Annotated in this window: 16 protein-coding genes and 1 pseudogene; 9 read left to right on the top strand and 8 right to left on the bottom strand. The window is 40.4% G+C overall.

The annotated features are described in order from the left end of the window. The 7 genes from C1642_RS16100 to rplU all read right to left on the bottom strand — a co-directional run. Nucleotides 1-350, bottom strand: a 350-nt coding sequence (locus tag C1642_RS16100) for a tRNA (cytidine(34)-2'-O)-methyltransferase (protein WP_228153940.1), incomplete at its 3' end; no start/stop codon positions are given. A 76-nt stretch (nucleotides 351-426) separates the two neighbouring features. Then, nucleotides 427-1800 carry a siroheme synthase CysG gene (cysG, locus tag C1642_RS16095; protein WP_000350922.1) on the bottom strand — a complete coding sequence of 458 codons (1374 nt, stop codon included), beginning with the start codon at nucleotides 1798-1800 and terminating at the stop codon, nucleotides 427-429. Between the two features lie 67 nt (nucleotides 1801-1867). After that, nucleotides 1868-3139 carry a serine--tRNA ligase gene (gene serS / locus C1642_RS16090; RefSeq protein ID WP_000566836.1) on the bottom strand — a complete coding sequence of 424 codons (1272 nt, stop codon included), beginning with the start codon at nucleotides 3137-3139 and terminating at the stop codon, nucleotides 1868-1870. 118 nt (nucleotides 3140-3257) lie between these two features. After that, on the bottom strand, nucleotides 3258-4046 hold the full coding sequence (locus C1642_RS16085; protein ID WP_103236586.1) for an RsiV family protein: 789 nt from the start codon (nucleotides 4044-4046) through the stop codon (nucleotides 3258-3260). A 127-nt stretch (nucleotides 4047-4173) separates the two neighbouring features. Next, on the bottom strand, nucleotides 4174-4869 hold the full coding sequence (lolA, locus tag C1642_RS16080) for an outer membrane lipoprotein chaperone LolA (RefSeq protein WP_001056757.1): 696 nt from the start codon (nucleotides 4867-4869) through the stop codon (nucleotides 4174-4176). A gap of 240 nt (nucleotides 4870-5109) precedes the next feature. Continuing rightward, nucleotides 5110-5367, bottom strand: a complete 258-nt coding sequence (rpmA, locus tag C1642_RS16075) for a 50S ribosomal protein L27 (protein ID WP_000201632.1) — start codon at nucleotides 5365-5367, stop codon at nucleotides 5110-5112. A gap of 18 nt (nucleotides 5368-5385) precedes the next feature. Next, nucleotides 5386-5697, bottom strand: a complete 312-nt coding sequence (rplU, locus tag C1642_RS16070; RefSeq protein WP_000271409.1) for a 50S ribosomal protein L21 — start codon at nucleotides 5695-5697, stop codon at nucleotides 5386-5388. A 96-nt stretch (nucleotides 5698-5793) separates the two neighbouring features. Here rplU and C1642_RS16065 point away from each other — a divergent pair. From C1642_RS16065 to C1642_RS16025, 9 genes and pseudogenes are all read left to right on the top strand, one after another. Then, a pseudogene (locus tag C1642_RS16065) lies at nucleotides 5794-6092 on the top strand (hypothetical protein). 47 nt (nucleotides 6093-6139) lie between these two features. Next, nucleotides 6140-7117, top strand: coding sequence for an All-trans-nonaprenyl-diphosphate synthase (gene sdsA / locus C1642_RS16060; RefSeq protein ID WP_000234081.1), 978 nt, complete (start codon nucleotides 6140-6142; stop codon nucleotides 7115-7117). A 14-nt stretch (nucleotides 7118-7131) separates the two neighbouring features. After that, nucleotides 7132-9192, top strand: a complete 2061-nt coding sequence (locus C1642_RS16055) for a site-specific recombinase (RefSeq protein WP_000547886.1) — start codon at nucleotides 7132-7134, stop codon at nucleotides 9190-9192. Between the two features lie 184 nt (nucleotides 9193-9376). After that, entirely contained in the window at nucleotides 9377-10003 is a 627-nt protein-coding gene (locus C1642_RS16050) for a phosphatase PAP2 family protein (protein ID WP_103236585.1), read from the top strand. Nucleotides 10004-10027: 24 nt separating this feature from the next. Beyond that, a complete protein-coding gene (adeI, locus tag C1642_RS16045; RefSeq protein WP_000986589.1) occupies nucleotides 10028-11278 on the top strand; it encodes a multidrug efflux RND transporter periplasmic adaptor subunit AdeI in 1251 nt (416 codons plus the stop codon). 12 nt (nucleotides 11279-11290) lie between these two features. After that, nucleotides 11291-14467: a multidrug efflux RND transporter permease subunit AdeJ gene (adeJ, locus tag C1642_RS16040; protein WP_000046678.1), complete on the top strand. Its 3177-nt coding sequence runs from the start codon at nucleotides 11291-11293 to the stop codon at nucleotides 14465-14467. Beyond that, nucleotides 14467-15921, top strand: coding sequence for a multidrug efflux RND transporter outer membrane channel subunit AdeK (gene adeK / locus C1642_RS16035; protein ID WP_001174793.1), 1455 nt, complete (start codon nucleotides 14467-14469; stop codon nucleotides 15919-15921). Before adeJ ends, adeK begins: the two co-directional genes overlap by 1 nt. A 109-nt stretch (nucleotides 15922-16030) precedes the next feature. Next, nucleotides 16031-16381 carry a YbjQ family protein gene (locus C1642_RS16030; protein ID WP_000927238.1) on the top strand — a complete coding sequence of 117 codons (351 nt, stop codon included), beginning with the start codon at nucleotides 16031-16033 and terminating at the stop codon, nucleotides 16379-16381. A 7-nt stretch (nucleotides 16382-16388) separates the two neighbouring features. After that, nucleotides 16389-16823, top strand: a complete 435-nt coding sequence (locus C1642_RS16025; protein ID WP_000369287.1) for a YbjQ family protein — start codon at nucleotides 16389-16391, stop codon at nucleotides 16821-16823. Here the strand turns inward: C1642_RS16025 and C1642_RS16020 are convergent. Continuing rightward, nucleotides 16820-17254 carry a nuclear transport factor 2 family protein gene (locus tag C1642_RS16020; RefSeq protein ID WP_002133900.1) on the bottom strand — a complete coding sequence of 145 codons (435 nt, stop codon included), beginning with the start codon at nucleotides 17252-17254 and terminating at the stop codon, nucleotides 16820-16822. The genes C1642_RS16025 and C1642_RS16020 overlap by 4 nt on opposite strands. Between the last annotated feature and the right edge of the window lie 109 nt (nucleotides 17255-17363).

Raw genomic sequence — 17363 nt, 5'->3', positions numbered from 1 at the left:
AACATCAGACGAACATGTTCAGGCAAACCGCGTGTTTCTGGCCCCATCAATAAAGCCACAGGTCTATTTAAATCAACTGTATGAGGCGTAGCAGAACCTTTCGTAGTTAAAGGAAAAACATGCTCAACACCTTTTGCTTTTAAGTCCGCAAGACAAAGCTCTATGTTGTCCCAAATTTGCATTCTTGCCCATTCATGATAATCAAGCCCTGCACGTTTAAGCTTTTTATCATCAAGTTCAAAGCCTAAAGGCTTAACTAAATGCAATTGAGCGCCTGTATTCGCGCATAGACGAATAATATTACCTGTATTAGCAGGAATCTCAGGCTCGTATAGAACAACATGAATCACTTAATTACTCACTTAAATTACTTATTGGTTAGCTCAGGCAATAATTACATCTCTTTTGCAGATATCAATAAGCCGACTAATTCCACTGTAACTGTTCACGCAAACGTACAACCTCACCAATAATTGTGAGTGTCGGCGCATGAATTTGATGTTCTGTCACTTTAGATGCAATATCAGCAAGTGACCCCACCACAACCTTCTGTTCAGGTGTCGTACCCTTTGAAATTAATGCAACTGGCATATCTGGACGTTGTCCATGCGCAATCAGCTGCTCACAAATACGCTCTAGTCCCACCAACCCCATATATAGTACTAATGTCTGGTTTTCGTATACCAGCTCATTCCACGGTAACTCAGGAGAACCTTCTTTTAGATGGCCTGTAAGAAAGCGGACACTCTGGGCATAATCACGATGGGTAAGCGGAATACCTGCATAAGCTGAACAACCTGACGCAGCAGTAATACCGGGAACAACTTGAAATGGGACGCCAGCTTGGAATAATTCTTGGATCTCTTCGCCACCACGGCCAAAAATAAAAGGGTCTCCCCCTTTTAAACGACAAACACGTTTACCTTTTTTCGCGTAGTCAACCAATAATGCATTAATACCTTCTTGAGGAACACTGTGGTTAGAACGTGCTTTACCAACATATATTTTTGTTGCGTCTCGACGACACAATTCTAAAATAGGTGCAGAAACAAGGCGGTCATAAATGACCACATCAGCTTGCTGCATTAAACGTAAAGCTTTTAAAGTAATGAGTTCAGGATCACCAGGACCTGCCCCCACCAAATAAACCTCGCCTTTAGGTGCTTTCCACTCCTGCAATGCTTGTTCAAGCATGCTATCGGCAACATCTAGATTGTCATTAAAAACTTGTTCCTTTAAGGGGCTTGCATACAAGTTTTCCCAAAAAATACGGCGCTCATCTGGATTAGAAATTTTTTCTTTAACCTGATTGCGCCATTTTCCTGAAAACTCAGCTAACTTGCCCATGCCATGTGGAATAGAGGTTTCTAACTGCGTACGGATTTGACGAGATAGAACAGGAGATGTTCCATTTGAAGCCACTGAAACAATTAATGGAGATCGATCAATGATCGCAGGCACCATAAAACGACAATGTGGAATATCATCGACGCTATTTACAAGTAAATTGCGTGCTTCACACTGCTCAAAAACTGTTTTATTTACTTCTGCGTCATTGGTCGCTGCAATAACTAAACGATAGGGTGTACTTAAAAACTTTTCAGCAAAAGCTTCAATAAACGACACGCCGCCTGTTGTTGTAATTAATTGCAGAAGCTGATCTTCAATTGCAGGAGCAACAACATCAATTATTGCTCCTGCCTTAGCCAATAAGGTTGCCTTGCGTAAAGCAATATGCCCTCCGCCCACAATCAGACAACGTTGCTGTTGCAACTTCAAAGAGATTGGAAAAATATCCACCTTAAACCTCTACATCAATCATCTGACTATGTTTAAGCAAAAACCGTGCACAATTTAGATGCAAAGCTTAATCAATAAACGTTACACCACCCATATATGGGCGTAATACTTCTGGAATCTCAATTGAACCGTCTTCGCGTTGGTAGTTTTCCATTACTGCAAGTAAAGTACGCCCAACAGCAAGGCCTGAACCATTTAGAGTATGCACCAATTCGGTCTTCTTCTGATCCATACGGTAGCGTGCTTTCATACGACGTGCCTGGAAATCACCCATATTAGAGCAGCTTGAAATTTCACGGTAAGTATTTTGACTTGGAACCCAAACTTCTAAATCATAAGTTTTAGTCGCCCCGAAGCCCATATCACCACCACAGAGCAAAATTTTGCGGTAAGGCAAACCAAGTGCCTGTAAAATGCCCTCAGCATGTGCAGTAAGCTCTTCAAGTGCCTGCATAGATGTTTCAGGCTTAACGATTTGCACCATTTCAACTTTATCAAATTGGTGCTGACGAATTAAACCACGTGTATCACGACCATAAGAACCCGCTTCACTACGGAAACATGGTGTATGAGCCGCATATTTTAATGGTAAACGGTCTGCATCAATAATTTCATCACGGACAAAGTTAGTGACTGGAACTTCTGCTGTAGGGATGAGGTAGTATTCTTTTTCACCTTGAAGTTTAAATAAATCTTCTTCAAATTTTGGTAACTGACCTGTCCCACGTAATGAATCAGCATTTACCAAATAAGGCACATACGCTTCGGTATAACCATTCTTTAAAGTATGGGTATCGAGCATGAACTGAGTTAAAGCACGTTGTAGACGAGCTAAAGGTCCCTTCAACACACTAAAACGTGAGCCTGTGAGTTTAGTGGCAGTTTCAAACTCTAGTCCGCCCATCCACTCGCCTAAATCAGTATGATCTTTGATTTCAAAATCGAACTGACGAGGTGTACCCCATTTTGAGATTTCAACGTTATCATTTTCATCTTTACCAGCTGGCACAGATTCGTCCGGCAAGTTAGGAATGCTAAGCGCTTTTTGCTCAATCTCGTTTTGTAGCTCTGATAAAGCAACTTCGGCAGCTTTAATTTCATCACCAATGGCTTGCATACGTGCCATGATTTCAGAAGCATCACCACCGGATTTTTTAATCTGACCCACTTGTTTAGCACCGGCATTTCGCTCTGCCTGTAACTTTTCAGTTTTTGATTGCAAGTCTTTACGGCGAGTCTCTAAAGATGCCCATTCTTGAACATCTAACTGAACACCACGTTTTGCCAAAGCTGCATTAACGACTTCAATATTATTTCTGAGTAACTTAGGGTCGATCATAATCAATCATAATATGGGTAAAAAACTGGCTATAGTGTAAGCCCTTAACACTAAAAAATATAGTGATCATCTTCATAACGAATAGCTTTCACACAATTCTTAGAATAGATCTTATATTTTATAAGTTATAGTTCGGTACACTCGGTAAATACTCAGGTTTAATATATTTAGCTGCTTCAAAATATGGCAAGGTTAATTCAGACATACCTTCTGCATAAGAAGCTAATTCATAAATTGGATAGACAAAAACAATCCCATTTGCACCATAGTAGAAATTATCACTTAATTGCAGTTTTTCACGGCTAATATTGTGCTCTTGAAGCCAATTAGTATTTGCATCAAAAAGCGCATCAACTAACTGTTTTTCAACATCTGGCTTAATAAGTTCTTCAACGGTAATGTGCTTTTTATTTAGCAAGTCAAAATTTACAAACTCTTGATGTAACATACCATGTGCTGCCCCCGCAGAGTATGAATATGTCTGGAATGCAAAGGTTGCAAGGTTATAATTTTGCCCTAAATAACGGACATAGATTGCACTCTGACTTGAGCTCGGCTCCCCTTCCGGTACCTCAACAGGTTTATCAGCCAAATTTGCAAAAGCATTCGGGTCTGCTTTCTTTATACGGTTCGTAAAATAATCATTAATCCATTTTTGATTGGTTTGTACGGTCTGAAAATCATATTCAGTGCAGCCGTCTTCAAGACAAACTTTAGGTTTTGGCAGCTTTACCGGAACAACTTTTGCTTGAATGACAGGGACTTCAGCTTGCTTTTGCTCTTTTACTGAAGCACTAGAAGCCGGTTGTTCATCTTTAGCCGTAGATTTTGGCTGACAACCGCTCACCGCAACCATGGCAGCTAACATTGGAAGAATGAAAATAATTTTTTTATCGTAAAGTTGCATGTTAATCCCCGTAAACTCACTCCTACCACTATACAAAGCGTAAGTTTAAGACGGGGTTAAAAAATGTATCTAGGCTTGATATATAAAAAGAAAGCCATCGTAAAGATGGCTTTCTAAATAATCAGGCTTATTGATCAATAATATCGGTACCTTTCGGAGGCGTAAAATTGAAAGTTGAAGCCGGAATTGAGGCATTTACTTTAACATTCTTGAAACGAACATAAGTCGTTTGACCTAAAGAATCTTGCAATACCATGAGTGTAGGTGCTTTGTTGGCACCAAAACTAATCGTTAAGCTTTGGAAAGCTCCATCTTCTTTTTTAGGGAATAAAGTGAAATATAACTTAGATTTATCTGGCTGAGTTACTCGGTAAGACTTCATGATTTGGTTAGTATTACCAGAAAGTAATAAAGCCGGTGTATCAGCGACCTGATCATCTAGGCTTTGGCGCACAGCCTGTTGTAGATCAGGGTCATAAATCCAGACTGTTTTTCCACTTGTTACAATAGTTTGCTTAGAGGGACTTACAGTTTCCCAATAAAATTTCCCCGGACGTTCAACTTTCATTGAACCTTTAAATGTCTGGTTCATATGCTGAGCACTTAAGCCTTTTTTCTGTGCTACAGTTTTTGTATTCGCTTTCGTTGTTTGTTCAAAATCGGCAGTCAAACGCTGTAAGCCTGATAACTGATTTACCAGGTTCCCAATTGCCTGTTGCTCCGGTGCTGCTACGGGTGCAGCGAACGCTGTAGTACTCATTACAGGAGCAAGCACTGAGGCGCTGAGTGTAATAGCACACATGGTTTTACGAAGCATATTCATGTCATCACCTTTTTAGTTGCTGTAAGATAACTTGCTAGCCTTTCAATTAATCCAGCTAAACAAGCTCTTCATTCAAGACTTATATTAACCGACAAACTTTGTGCTAATCATTGAGAAAATAAGATATTTTGTTATGTTATTCATGTTGTTTGTAGAATTTCATTCATCATCATGAAGACAATATTGATGTATTTCCATAAAAAAAGCCCACAAAATGTGGGCTTTTTCTTAAGCTAAAACTTAAACAGTTTCAACTTTTACGTAGCGACGGCCAAATTGACCTTTCACTTCGAATTTTACTACGCCGTCAGCAGTAGCAAATAAAGTATGGTCACGGCCCATACCAACATTTGCACCAGCGTGGAATTCAGTACCACGTTGACGAACGATGATGTTACCAGCAGTTACAGTTTGGCCACCGTAAACTTTAACACCTAACATTTTTGGGTTTGAATCACGACCGTTCTTCGTCGATCCACCGGCTTTTTTAGTTGCCATGTCTCTTACTCCTCGTGATTAGCCTGAAATACCAGTAATTTTCAACTCAGTGAACCATTGACGGTGACCTTGTTGTTTACGGTAGTGTTTACGACGACGCATTTTGATGATGCGGATTTTGTCGTGACGACCATGACCAATCACTTCTGCAGTTACTTTAGCGCCAGCTACAACTGGAGCACCGATTTGAATGTTGTCACCGTTTACAACCATTAATACATCATCAAATGTAATAGTTGCGCCAGATTCAGCCTTCAATAATTCAACTTTAAGGGTTTCACCCTCAACTACACGGTGCTGTTTACCACCGCTTTGGATTACTGCGTACATAACGTACTCCAATCAGCCCGTGTCGTCGTGCCGATAAAGGGATATATCGATCTTAAAACGAACGCCACTGGGGTTATACAAGGCGACAGATTTTAAGTGAAATTTGATCAAACGACAAGTGCTTTATCTTTAACTAAGCAACAGAAGCCATCATTCTTACATAATAAAAATAGCTTCAATTTGATTTTAGTACTTTTCATTGATTCTGAATGGAATTTAAAATACAGTTCCAGACACAACTTGCAACAAGAACAAGCTGTATTCATGTTGACGTTATTAAAATTTATTGTTTTGTCGGAAACACATGGTTTTGCCGAAATAAAGAACAAAGACTCTTCATGAACATACAAATGATTAATATCAATTGCTTGTTTCCCTGTTTAATGCACTTTTAATTGATACACTAACGCCACTTATCTACCAATACGGGGTTTTTCTTCATATGGTCATCGATTTTAAGCAAGACATTCTCGCTCCTGTTGCTACAGACTTTGCTGCGATGGATCACTTGATTAATGAAGGAATTAGCTCAAAAGTCGGCTTGGTCATGTCAGTGAGTAAACATGTAGTTGAAGCTGGCGGCAAACGTATGCGCCCAATCATGTGTTTACTTGCAGCACGCGCTTGCGGCCTCGACAATATGCAAAATGCACAGCGTCTGGCAGCTATTATTGAAATGCTTCATACCGCAACTTTAGTGCATGATGATGTAGTTGATGAATCTGGACTTCGCCGTGGTCGTCCTACTGCAAATGCAACATGGAACAATCAAACGGCCGTATTGGTTGGTGACTTCCTTATTGCCCGCGCTTTTGACCTTTTGGTTGATTTAAACAACATGACCTTATTAAAAGACTTCTCAACAGGTACATGTGAAATTGCTGAAGGTGAGGTATTACAGCTCCAATCTCAGCATCAACCGGATACAACTGAAGAAACATATTTAAAAATTATTCACGGGAAAACTTCTCGTTTATTTGAACTTGCAACCGAAGGTGCAGCTATTTTAGCTGGGCAAGAAGCTTACCGCGAACCTTTAAGATTATTTGCAGGTCATTTCGGAAATGCATTCCAGATTATTGACGATATTTTAGACTACACTTCAGATGCTGAAACATTAGGTAAAAATATTGGTGATGATTTAATGGAAGGTAAACCGACTTTACCGTTAATTTCAGCATTAGCACATTCAACCGGTGAAGAGCATGCCATTATTAGACGCAGTATTGCGACTGGTGGTGTTGACCAATTACCTAAAGTGATTGAAATTGTGCAAAAGTCTGGTGCTTTAGACTATTGCCAGCGTCGTGCCCAAGAAGAAACAGAAGCAGCACTGCAAGCCTTATCAATCTTGCCTGATACACCTTATCGTCAAGCGTTGATTAATTTAACTCGGCTTGCATTACATCGAATACAGTAGATATTATTTTGCCTATGCATATAAATTTTTCAGAACATTTTTTTAAAATCCAGAAACAGCTTGAAAACCCTCAAGCTGTTATTGACGAAAATATTCTCATTGACCTAGTCAATGCTTTACGGCCATCCGATCCCCAAGATACGGATGAAATAGAGCAAAAAATACAAGCCTTTATTGATAGCCTATTACTTACTCCTACCGCTCCAGCCCTTTTACAAACCTTTTTATTACGCCTCATTAATCAATATAAGCAAGTCAGCTTATATGCAGATAGCGGTATTTTGTCTTTAGATGGTTTCTGGAACCAGCTTGGGCAAAGACTTGGCGGCCATTTTCTGCCACTTATTGAAGATGCAAGCCAGCTAAAAATTCTGATTGGAAAAATTTTCTATTTAGAAAGTGATTCAATCTGGTTAAACAATGTCGATGATAAGGATTGGGCAACTTTGTTCGGACTTATTGGACAAAGTAACAGTAATGTCGATGAAAAGCATGCCATTCAGCGAGAAATGATTAAGGCAATTACTGTCTTATCTTACCGTATTAGTGGTATCGGTCTTTATCCCGAATTTATTAATGCTCAACCTGAATTAACCGAATATGAATCGCCATTTTTGGTACAAAACCGTGAAATTATTGAGTTTATAGAGAAGTACAAAAAACAGGATATTTCCAGCAACGACATTGCTGTGCTTCCACCTCCTGATGCCTCTCAAGCATTTGTAATGCTAGAGCAGTGTCGAGACGTCGTTTTAAAAATACGCCGAGCGACCAAAAGAATCGGTGTAAGTTTAAGTTTGACCTATCTTTTGTCTTTACTTGAACAGTGTTTAGATCGGATTGAATTATTACTCTATCTAGTTGTAGATGATAGCGAGGGACGCTACGTTTCTTTAGGAAACTTAATTTCAGACTTAACTAAAGCACATTATAGTGAAAAAAGTGTCCGCTCTTTACTCAGCACGACCAGTGAGCTTATTGCCTTTCAAGTCACAGAGAATGCAAGCCGTACTGGCGAACACTATGTAAGTACAGACACCAAAGGCTTTTGGGGCATGTATAAAGCCGCTGCTGGTGCAGGTGTGATTATTGCCTGTATGGCCTCATTAAAAATTCTTGCTGCACGTATGACGATGGCTCCGCTCATGCAAGCCTTTACGTTCAGTATGAACTATTCACTTGGCTTTATTTTGATTCATGTATTGCACTTTACTGTTGCAACAAAACAACCCGCAATGACAGCTGCCGCACTTGCAGCCACAGTTCAGCAACGTAAAGGCTCTAAAACTGCACAAATTGCAGAATTAGCCGCACTTATTATCAATATTATTCGAACTCAGTTTATTGCTATTTTGGGTAATATCTCGATTGCAATTCCTACTGCTGCTCTTATTACCTTTGCTTGGCAGTTCTATCTTGATGAGCCTTTATTAACTCATACCAAGGCAACTTATCTATTACACAGCCTAAACCCTTTTACGTCATTAGCCGTTCCGCATGCAGCGATTGCTGGGGTGTGTTTGTTTTTATCTGGCCTAATTGCGGGCTACTTCGACAACATGGCAGTTTATAGAAAAGTAGGACCCCGTTTAAAAGCACATCGACGTTTAAGAAACTTATTTGGACAAGAACGCCTGAACCGTTTTGCAGAATATATTGAACGTAATTTAGGGGCGCTCGCAGGTAATTTCCTATTTGGCGTAATGTTAGGAAGTATGGGAACAATTGGCTTTATTTTGGGCCTACCTCTAGATATTCGTCACATTGCCTTTGCGTCAGCGAACTTCATTCAAGGTTTAATGACTATTAATGGTAGTCCTGATATTGGCTTGATTATAGTTTCATTTTTAGGTGTACTCTGTATTGGTCTCACCAACTTATTTGTGAGTTTCACACTCACTATTATTGTGGCATTACGTGCACGTCGAGTTCGCTTTGAACAATGGAAGCCATTAGCCAAACTGGTCATGACCCATTTTCTTACCCGACCAAGTGACTTCTTCTGGCCACCGAAACAGCCTCTAGAATTAGAAGAAAATGCCCAAGCCAATAGTGGAAAAAAAGCAGAACACTAAATGTTTTGCTTTGTACACAAAATGTGATGTCCGTCAATTTTGTTGTGATTGTTTTTCCAAATGTTAAAAAAATTTCAAAATGAATTTACGATGATCTATCAGGCTTGAAAAAAAGTGTACTGGCAAGTACACTTTCAACGGCGTTCAATAGTGAAAAACTATATGAATAAGCAAAGGTGTGTTTATGCCCTATCTATTGCTTTGTATTGGTTGCGTTTTTTTAGGATTAGGTGTTCTTGGTCTTTTTGTACCAAGTCTTCAATCTTTGGACTTGCTCACCGTTCAAACATTGAGTCACTATCGTTTAGATTATCTTAATACTATAACCACCTTTCTTGCACGCGTAGGCGGCATGCCTTTTGTATGTTTTTTATCCTTTCTAGTATGTATATATTTAGCATGGTATAAAAAATATATTACTGTTATTTTCATTAGCTTGGGAGTTATTGGCAGTATCACCATGGGTTGGCTGCTCAAGTGGTGTGTTAACCGGCCTAGACCTCCTGAGGCATATCATATTGTTGAAAGTTACGGTGCATCGTTCCCAAGTGCACATAGTGTTTATGCATCAACACTGGCTTGTCTGGCAATGATTATGTTATGCCATAAGCACAACATTAACTCTCCTTATATTGTTTTGATCTCCTGTCTTTGGTTTGTGTGTATGGGGCTTTCAAGAATATATGCAGGAGTTCATTTCCCAACAGACGTACTCGCTGGTTGGGGCATTGGTTTTATTTGGATTGCACTGCTTTGGCTCTGGTTATTACAAACACAAAGTAGGTTAAGTAGAAAACAAATATATTTTTAGATTTTATCTAAACGAGGTGGAACAATGATGTCGGCTAAGCTTTGGGCACCAGCCCTTACTGCTTGCGCATTAGCAACAAGTATCGCGCTTGTTGGTTGTAGCAAAGGCTCCGATGAGAAACAGCAAGCTGCTGCTGCTCAGAAAATGCCGCCTGCAGAAGTAGGTGTTATTGTTGCTCAACCACAAAGTGTTGAACAAAGCGTTGAGCTTTCAGGCCGTACTTCAGCATATCAAATTTCTGAAGTTCGTCCTCAGACAAGTGGCGTGATTTTAAAACGCTTATTTGCTGAAGGAAGCTATGTTCGTGAAGGTCAGGCGCTTTATGAGCTCGACTCTAGAACGAACCGTGCAACGTTAGAAAATGCAAAAGCATCACTCCTACAACAACAGGCAAATCTAGCTTCACTACGTACCAAGTTAAATCGTTATAAACAACTTGTTTCTAGTAATGCTGTGTCTAAACAGGAATATGATGACTTACTTGGTCAAGTCAATGTTGCAGAAGCACAAGTTGCAGCAGCTAAGGCTCAAGTAACAAATGCAAATGTAGATCTTGGTTATTCTACAATTCGCTCTCCTATTTCTGGCCAATCTGGTCGTTCTTCAGTAACGGCTGGTGCTTTGGTTACTGCAAACCAGACTGACCCGTTGGTAACGATTCAACAGTTAGATCCTATCTATGTTGATATTAATCAGTCTAGTGCTGAGTTATTGCGTTTACGTCAACAACTAAGTAAAGGCAGTTTAAATAACAGTAACAACACGAAAGTAAAATTAAAGCTTGAAGATGGTTCTACCTATCCAATCGAAGGGCAACTTGCTTTCTCTGACGCTTCTGTAAACCAAGATACAGGAACAATTACATTACGTGCCGTATTCTCTAACCCGAATCATTTATTGCTTCCGGGTATGTATACCACTGCGCAAATTGTTCAGGGCGTTGTTCCAAATGCTTACCTGATTCCTCAAGCTGCCATTACTCGTTTACCTACAGGGCAAGCTGTAGCGATGCTTGTTAATGCTAAAGGGGTTGTTGAGAGCCGTCCTGTTGAAACCTCTGGTGTTCAAGGACAAAATTGGATTGTGACTAACGGCTTAAAAGCCGGCGATAAAGTCATTGTTGATGGTGTTGCCAAAGTTAAAGAAGGGCAAGAAGTATCAGCAAAACCTTATCAAGCTCAACCAGCAAACTCTCAAGGTGCAGCACCAAATGCTGCGAAACCGGCTCAATCAGGTAAACCTCAAGCAGAACAGAAAGCAGCTTCAAATGCATAAGGGGTAGATTGAATGGCACAATTTTTTATTCATCGCCCCATATTTGCGTGGGTGATTGCATTAGTCATTATGTTGGCGGGTATTCTTACGCTAACAAAAATGCCTATTGCACAATATCCAACGATTGCACCACCAACCGTAACGATTGCTGCGACTTATCCTGGTGCATCGGCTGAAACAGTTGAAAATACTGTAACCCAGATCATTGAACAACAAATGAATGGTCTTGATGGCTTACGTTATATTTCATCTAACAGTGCTGGTAATGGTCAGGCATCTATTCAATTAAACTTTGAACAAGGTGTTGACCCTGATATTGCACAGGTTCAAGTTCAAAACAAATTGCAATCTGCAACTGCGCTTTTACCTGAAGATGTACAACGTCAAGGTGTAACAGTTACTAAATCTGGTGCGAGCTTCTTGCAAGTTATTGCATTCTATTCACCAGATAACAACCTGTCAGACTCTGACATTAAAGACTACGTAAACTCGTCAATTAAAGAACCGCTTAGCCGTGTTGCCGGTGTTGGTGAGGTACAGGTCTTCGGTGGCTCATACGCAATGCGTATCTGGCTTGATCCAGCTAAATTAACAAGCTATCAACTTACTCCTAGTGATATTGCAACTGCCTTACAAGCGCAGAACTCGCAAGTTGCCGTAGGTCAGTTAGGTGGTGCTCCGGCTGTACAAGGTCAAGTTCTTAACGCAACAGTAAATGCACAAAGCTTATTGCAGACTCCTGAACAGTTTAAAAATATCTTCTTAAAGAACACAGCATCAGGTGCTGAGGTTCGATTAAAAGATGTTGCTCGCGTAGAATTAGGTTCGGATAACTATCAATTCGACTCGAAGTTTAACGGTAAACCGGCAGCTGGTCTTGCAATTAAAATTGCAACAGGTGCTAACGCACTCGACACAGCCGAAGCAGTTGAACAACGTTTATCTGAACTACGTAAGAACTATCCAACAGGTCTTGCAGATAAACTGGCTTATGACACGACTCCATTTATCCGTCTTTCAATTGAAAGTGTAGTACACACATTAATTGAAGCCGTGATTTTGGTATTCATTGTCATGTTCCTATTCTTACAAAACTGGCGTGCAACGATTATTCCAACGCTTGCAGTTCCAGTAGTTGTATTAGGTACATTTGCGGTCATTAATATCTTTGGCTTCTCAATTAACACCTTAACCATGTTCGCTATGGTATTGGCAATCGGTCTTCTGGTCGACGACGCCATTGTTGTAGTCGAAAACGTTGAACGTGTGATGAGTGAAGACCATACCGATCCGGTTACGGCCACTTCTCGCTCAATGCAGCAGATTTCTGGTGCGTTAGTAGGTATTACCAGCGTATTGACAGCGGTATTCGTACCAATGGCTTTCTTTGGTGGTACAACAGGTGTAATTTACCGCCAGTTCTCGATTACCCTTGTAACTGCAATGGTTCTGTCGTTAATTGTAGCGTTGACGTTCACACCGGCACTTTGTGCAACTATCTTGAAACAGCATGATCCTAATAAAGAACCAAGCAATAATATCTTTGCGCGTTTCTTTAGAAGCTTTAACAATGGTTTTGACCGCATGTCGCATAGCTACCAAAATGGTGTTAGCCGCATGCTTAAAGGCAAAATCTTCTCTGGCGTGCTCTATGCTGTTGTAGTTGCCCTTTTAGTCTTCTTGTTCCAAAAACTCCCGTCTTCATTCTTACCAGAAGAAGATCAGGGTGTGGTCATGACACTTGTACAATTACCACCAAATGCAACGCTTGACCGTACCGGTAAAGTGATTGACACCATGACTAACTTCTTTATGAATGAAAAAGATACCGTGGAATCTATTTTCACTGTTTCTGGTTTCTCATTCACAGGTGTTGGTCAAAACGCGGGTATTGGCTTCGTTAAGTTGAAAGACTGGAGCAAACGTACGACACCAGAAACTCAAATTGGTTCATTGATTCAGCGTGGTATGGCATTAAATATGATCATTAAAGATGCATCATACGTTATGCCGTTACAGCTTCCAGCAATGCCTGAACTTGGTGTAACTGCCGGATTTAACTTGCAGCTTAAAGATTCAAGTGGTCAAGGCCATGAGAAACTGATTGCAGCTCGTAACACAATTTTAGGTTTGGCATCACAAGATAAACGTCTTGTAGGTGTGCGTCCAAATGGTCAGGAAGATACTCCTCAGTATCAAATTAATGTAGATCAGGCTCAAGCTGGTGCTATGGGCGTTAGTATTGCCGAAATCAACAATACAATGCGTATTGCATGGGGTGGCTCATACATTAACGATTTCGTTGACCGTGGTCGTGTGAAAAAAGTTTATGTTCAAGGTGATGCGGGCAGCCGTATGATGCCTGAAGACTTAAACAAATGGTATGTACGTAATAACAAAGGTGAGATGGTTCCATTCTCGGCGTTTGCTACAGGCGAATGGACGTATGGTTCTCCACGTCTCGAACGTTATAACGGCGTGTCATCAGTTAACATTCAAGGTACACCTGCACCTGGCGTGAGCTCTGGTGATGCCATGAAAGCAATGGAAGAAATTATTGGTAAATTACCATCTATGGGCTTACAAGGTTTCGACTATGAATGGACAGGCTTATCACTTGAAGAACGTGAGTCTGGTGCTCAAGCGCCGTTCTTATACGCACTTTCATTGTTAATCGTATTCCTTTGCTTGGCTGCACTATATGAAAGCTGGTCAATTCCGTTCTCGGTTTTACTTGTGGTACCACTTGGTGTCATTGGTGCAATCGTATTGACCTACTTGGGCATGATTATTAAAGGAGATCCAAATCTCTCAAATAACATTTACTTCCAAGTAGCGATTATTGCGGTTATCGGTCTTTCTGCAAAAAATGCGATCTTGATTGTTGAATTCGCAAAAGAATTGCAGGAAAAAGGTGAAGATCTACTTGATGCAACCTTACATGCTGCAAAAATGCGTTTACGTCCAATTATCATGACCACCCTAGCCTTCGGTTTCGGTGTACTTCCACTTGCACTTTCAACAGGTGCCGGTGCAGGAAGTCAGCACTCTGTAGGATTTGGTGTACTTGGTGGCGTACTCAGCGCGACGTTCTTAGGTATCTTCTTTATCCCTGTATTCTATGTGTGGATTCGTAGTATCTTTAAGTACAAACCAAAAACCATAAACACTCAGGAGCATAAATCGTGATGCAAAAAGTATGGTCTATTTCAGGTCGTAGCATTGCGGTATCTGCACTTGCGCTTGCTTTGGCAGCTTGTCAAAGCATGCGCGGCCCAGAACCAGTCGTGAAAACCGATATACCACAAAGCTATGCATATAACAGCGCTTCTGGTACGTCTATTGCTGAACAGGGTTATAAACAGTTCTTTGCTGACCCGCGTTTGCTTGAAGTGATTGATTTGGCTCTTGCCAATAACCGTGACTTACGTACAGCAACGCTCAATATTGAACGTGCTCAACAGCAATATCAGATTACACAGAACAACCAGCTTCCAACAATCGGTGCAAGTGGTAGTGCAATTCGTCAGGTTTCTCAAAGCCGTGATCCGAATAACCCCTACTCTACTTATCAAGTAGGTTTGGGTGTAACTGCTTATGAGCTAGATTTCTGGGGTCGTGTTCGTAGCCTTAAAGATGCTGCTTTAGATAGTTATCTTGCAACACAAAGTGCTCGTGATTCGACTCAAATCAGTCTGATTAGCCAAGTTGCTCAAGCATGGTTAAATTATTCTTTTGCAACAGCAAACTTAAGACTGGCAGAGCAAACGCTTAAAGCACAGTTAGATTCTTACAATCTCAACAAAAAACGTTTTGATGTAGGTATCGACAGTGAAGTTCCATTACGTCAAGCACAGATTTCTGTAGAAACTGCGCGTAATGATGTAGCAAACTACAAAACTCAAATTGCTCAAGCACAAAACTTGTTGAACTTACTTGTAGGCCAACCTGTTCCACAAAACTTGTTACCTACACAACCTGTAAAACGCATTGCTCAACAAAATGTATTTACTGCCGGTTTACCAAGTGACTTGTTAAATAACCGTCCAGATGTAAAAGCTGCTGAATACAACTTAAGCGCTGCGGGTGCGAATATTGGTGCTGCAAAAGCACGTTTATTCCCAACCATTAGCTTAACGGGTTCGGCTGGTTATGCATCAACTGACTTAAGTGATCTATTTAAGTCTGGTGGTTTTGTCTGGTCAGTTGGTCCAAGCTTAGATTTACCAATCTTTGACTGGGGTACACGCCGTGCCAATGTAAAAATTTCTGAAACCGATCAGAAAATTGCATTGTCTGATTATGAAAAATCAGTTCAGTCGGCGTTCCGTGAAGTTAATGACGCGCTTGCAACTCGTGCCAACATTGGTGAGCGTTTAACAGCTCAGCAACGTCTAGTAGAAGCAACTAACCGCAACTACACACTTTCAAATGCCCGCTTCCGTGCTGGTATTGATAGTTACTTGACAGTTCTTGATGCACAGCGTTCTTCATATGCAGCTGAACAAGGTTTGTTATTGCTTCAACAAGCAAACTTAAACAACCAAATCGAGTTATACAAAACTCTAGGTGGTGGTTTAAAAGCAAATACTTCAGATACAGTGGTTCACCAACCATCTAGTGCTGAACTTAAAAAGCAATAAGTTTTAAATCACTTTCTTATAAAAGCTCACTTCGGTGGGCTTTTTTATTGCAACTCATCTGAATATTTTTTATCTTGAAAGCTAAAGAAATTTAGATTGATAAAAAACAATGTTATTAAGTAATTTAGAAAGTGTTCCAGGCCACCAAATTTTAAAGCAGCTTGATGTTGTTTACGGGAGTACCGTCCGTAGTAAACATGTGGGTCGCGACTTGATGGCAAGTTTAAAAAATATTGTAGGTGGTGAACTTACGGGTTATACCGAATTATTAGAAGAATCTCGCCAAGAGGCTATGCAACGTATGATTGCTAAAGCAGAACAACTCGGTGCCAATGCAATTGTTGGTATTCGTTTTTCTACCTCAAATATTGCCCAAGGTGCTTCTGAGTTATTCGTATATGGCACAGCAGTGGTTGTGCAGCCTCAAGCACCTCATCTGCCCGATCCATTTAATGCATAGGTAGAAAATGGACAATCTTATTTTTCAGCTTGTTATTTTTCTCATTCTTTTCAGTATTGGTTGGGCTTTTGGCCGCCATATTGAACGAAAACATTTAAATGAGCTTCTAGAAAAAGAGCAACAATTTGCCCATATCAGAATTGATACCAATCGTTTTGCCACAAGCGACCAGTTGGGACATTTTATTAGCAGTAATGTGGTTATTTCGCATGACTACTTTAAATATGTACTGGCCTCTATAAAAAATATTTTAGGTGGTCGGCTGACCAGTTATGAAAGTATTGTTGAACGTGCTCGCCGCGAGGCTATCGTACGACTAAAACAACAAGCTCAAAGTGTCGGTGCCAATCACATTATGGGAGTTCGGCTGAGTACAACCGAACTGGGTATGCAAGGTGGAATGGTAGAGGTATTTGCCTACGGAACAGCAGTCAAAGATTAACACTGCCCCATAGCAGAAAAATGTATACGCGGATTGCCAATATTTTTAGTTAAGTGTTGGCAAATTCCGGTAATTTTCCATATATCCTGTTGTTTTGCCAAAGTAAAATAATAGCGACCAAAAGAATGAAAATAATCATTTTCCGAAAAACGATAAATTTGATAATTACATTCTAACCATGCTTGGTCTTGTTCAATCCGAATAAGAGGATTGCTTAAATTGTGTTGTAGCCGCAAATGTGACAAAGCTTGTTGCCGTGAACCTTTATATTCATGACAAGACACCACGCATAAAGGCTCCCCTCTAAACTGCAAATAATCCACCTCAAGTTGATCGGCCAACAAATCATCAAACGCATCCCAATTTTTCTGGTCAAAAACCAATTGAAAACGCGTAATGACCTCTAAAATACGATGGTAGTCTTGATCCATGGTGAACCTTCTATGCGGGTTTTTCCATCAATTTAGCACGGCGAAATCTTTTTTTTATTTCACTTTTGTTTTCCGGATCATTTTATAGAGTAGTTTCGGTGACATACGG

Source organism: Acinetobacter sp. AKBS16, assembly GCF_002899995.1.
Taxonomy (GTDB): Bacteria; Pseudomonadota; Gammaproteobacteria; order Pseudomonadales; family Moraxellaceae; genus Acinetobacter; species Acinetobacter baumannii.
Note: the sequence above shows the minus strand (reverse complement) of the source record. Positions and strands in the feature narration are given on the sequence as shown.

Coding starts and splice junctions, on each gene's coding strand:
- serS (WP_000566836.1), bottom strand. CDS start 3,139: ATGATCGACCCTAAGTTACTCAGAAATAATATTGAAGTCGTTAATGCA.
- C1642_RS16085 (WP_103236586.1), bottom strand. CDS start 4,046: ATGCAACTTTACGATAAAAAAATTATTTTCATTCTTCCAATGTTAGCT.
- lolA (WP_001056757.1), bottom strand. CDS start 4,869: ATGAATATGCTTCGTAAAACCATGTGTGCTATTACACTCAGCGCCTCA.
- rpmA (WP_000201632.1), bottom strand. CDS start 5,367: ATGGCAACTAAAAAAGCCGGTGGATCGACGAAGAACGGTCGTGATTCA.
- rplU (WP_000271409.1), bottom strand. CDS start 5,697: ATGTACGCAGTAATCCAAAGCGGTGGTAAACAGCACCGTGTAGTTGAG.
- sdsA (WP_000234081.1), top strand. CDS start 6,140: ATGGTCATCGATTTTAAGCAAGACATTCTCGCTCCTGTTGCTACAGAC.
- C1642_RS16055 (WP_000547886.1), top strand. CDS start 7,132: ATGCATATAAATTTTTCAGAACATTTTTTTAAAATCCAGAAACAGCTT.
- C1642_RS16050 (WP_103236585.1), top strand. CDS start 9,377: ATGCCCTATCTATTGCTTTGTATTGGTTGCGTTTTTTTAGGATTAGGT.
- adeI (WP_000986589.1), top strand. CDS start 10,028: ATGATGTCGGCTAAGCTTTGGGCACCAGCCCTTACTGCTTGCGCATTA.
- adeJ (WP_000046678.1), top strand. CDS start 11,291: ATGGCACAATTTTTTATTCATCGCCCCATATTTGCGTGGGTGATTGCA.
- adeK (WP_001174793.1), top strand. CDS start 14,467: ATGCAAAAAGTATGGTCTATTTCAGGTCGTAGCATTGCGGTATCTGCA.
- C1642_RS16030 (WP_000927238.1), top strand. CDS start 16,031: ATGTTATTAAGTAATTTAGAAAGTGTTCCAGGCCACCAAATTTTAAAG.
- C1642_RS16025 (WP_000369287.1), top strand. CDS start 16,389: ATGGACAATCTTATTTTTCAGCTTGTTATTTTTCTCATTCTTTTCAGT.
- C1642_RS16020 (WP_002133900.1), bottom strand. CDS start 17,254: ATGGATCAAGACTACCATCGTATTTTAGAGGTCATTACGCGTTTTCAA.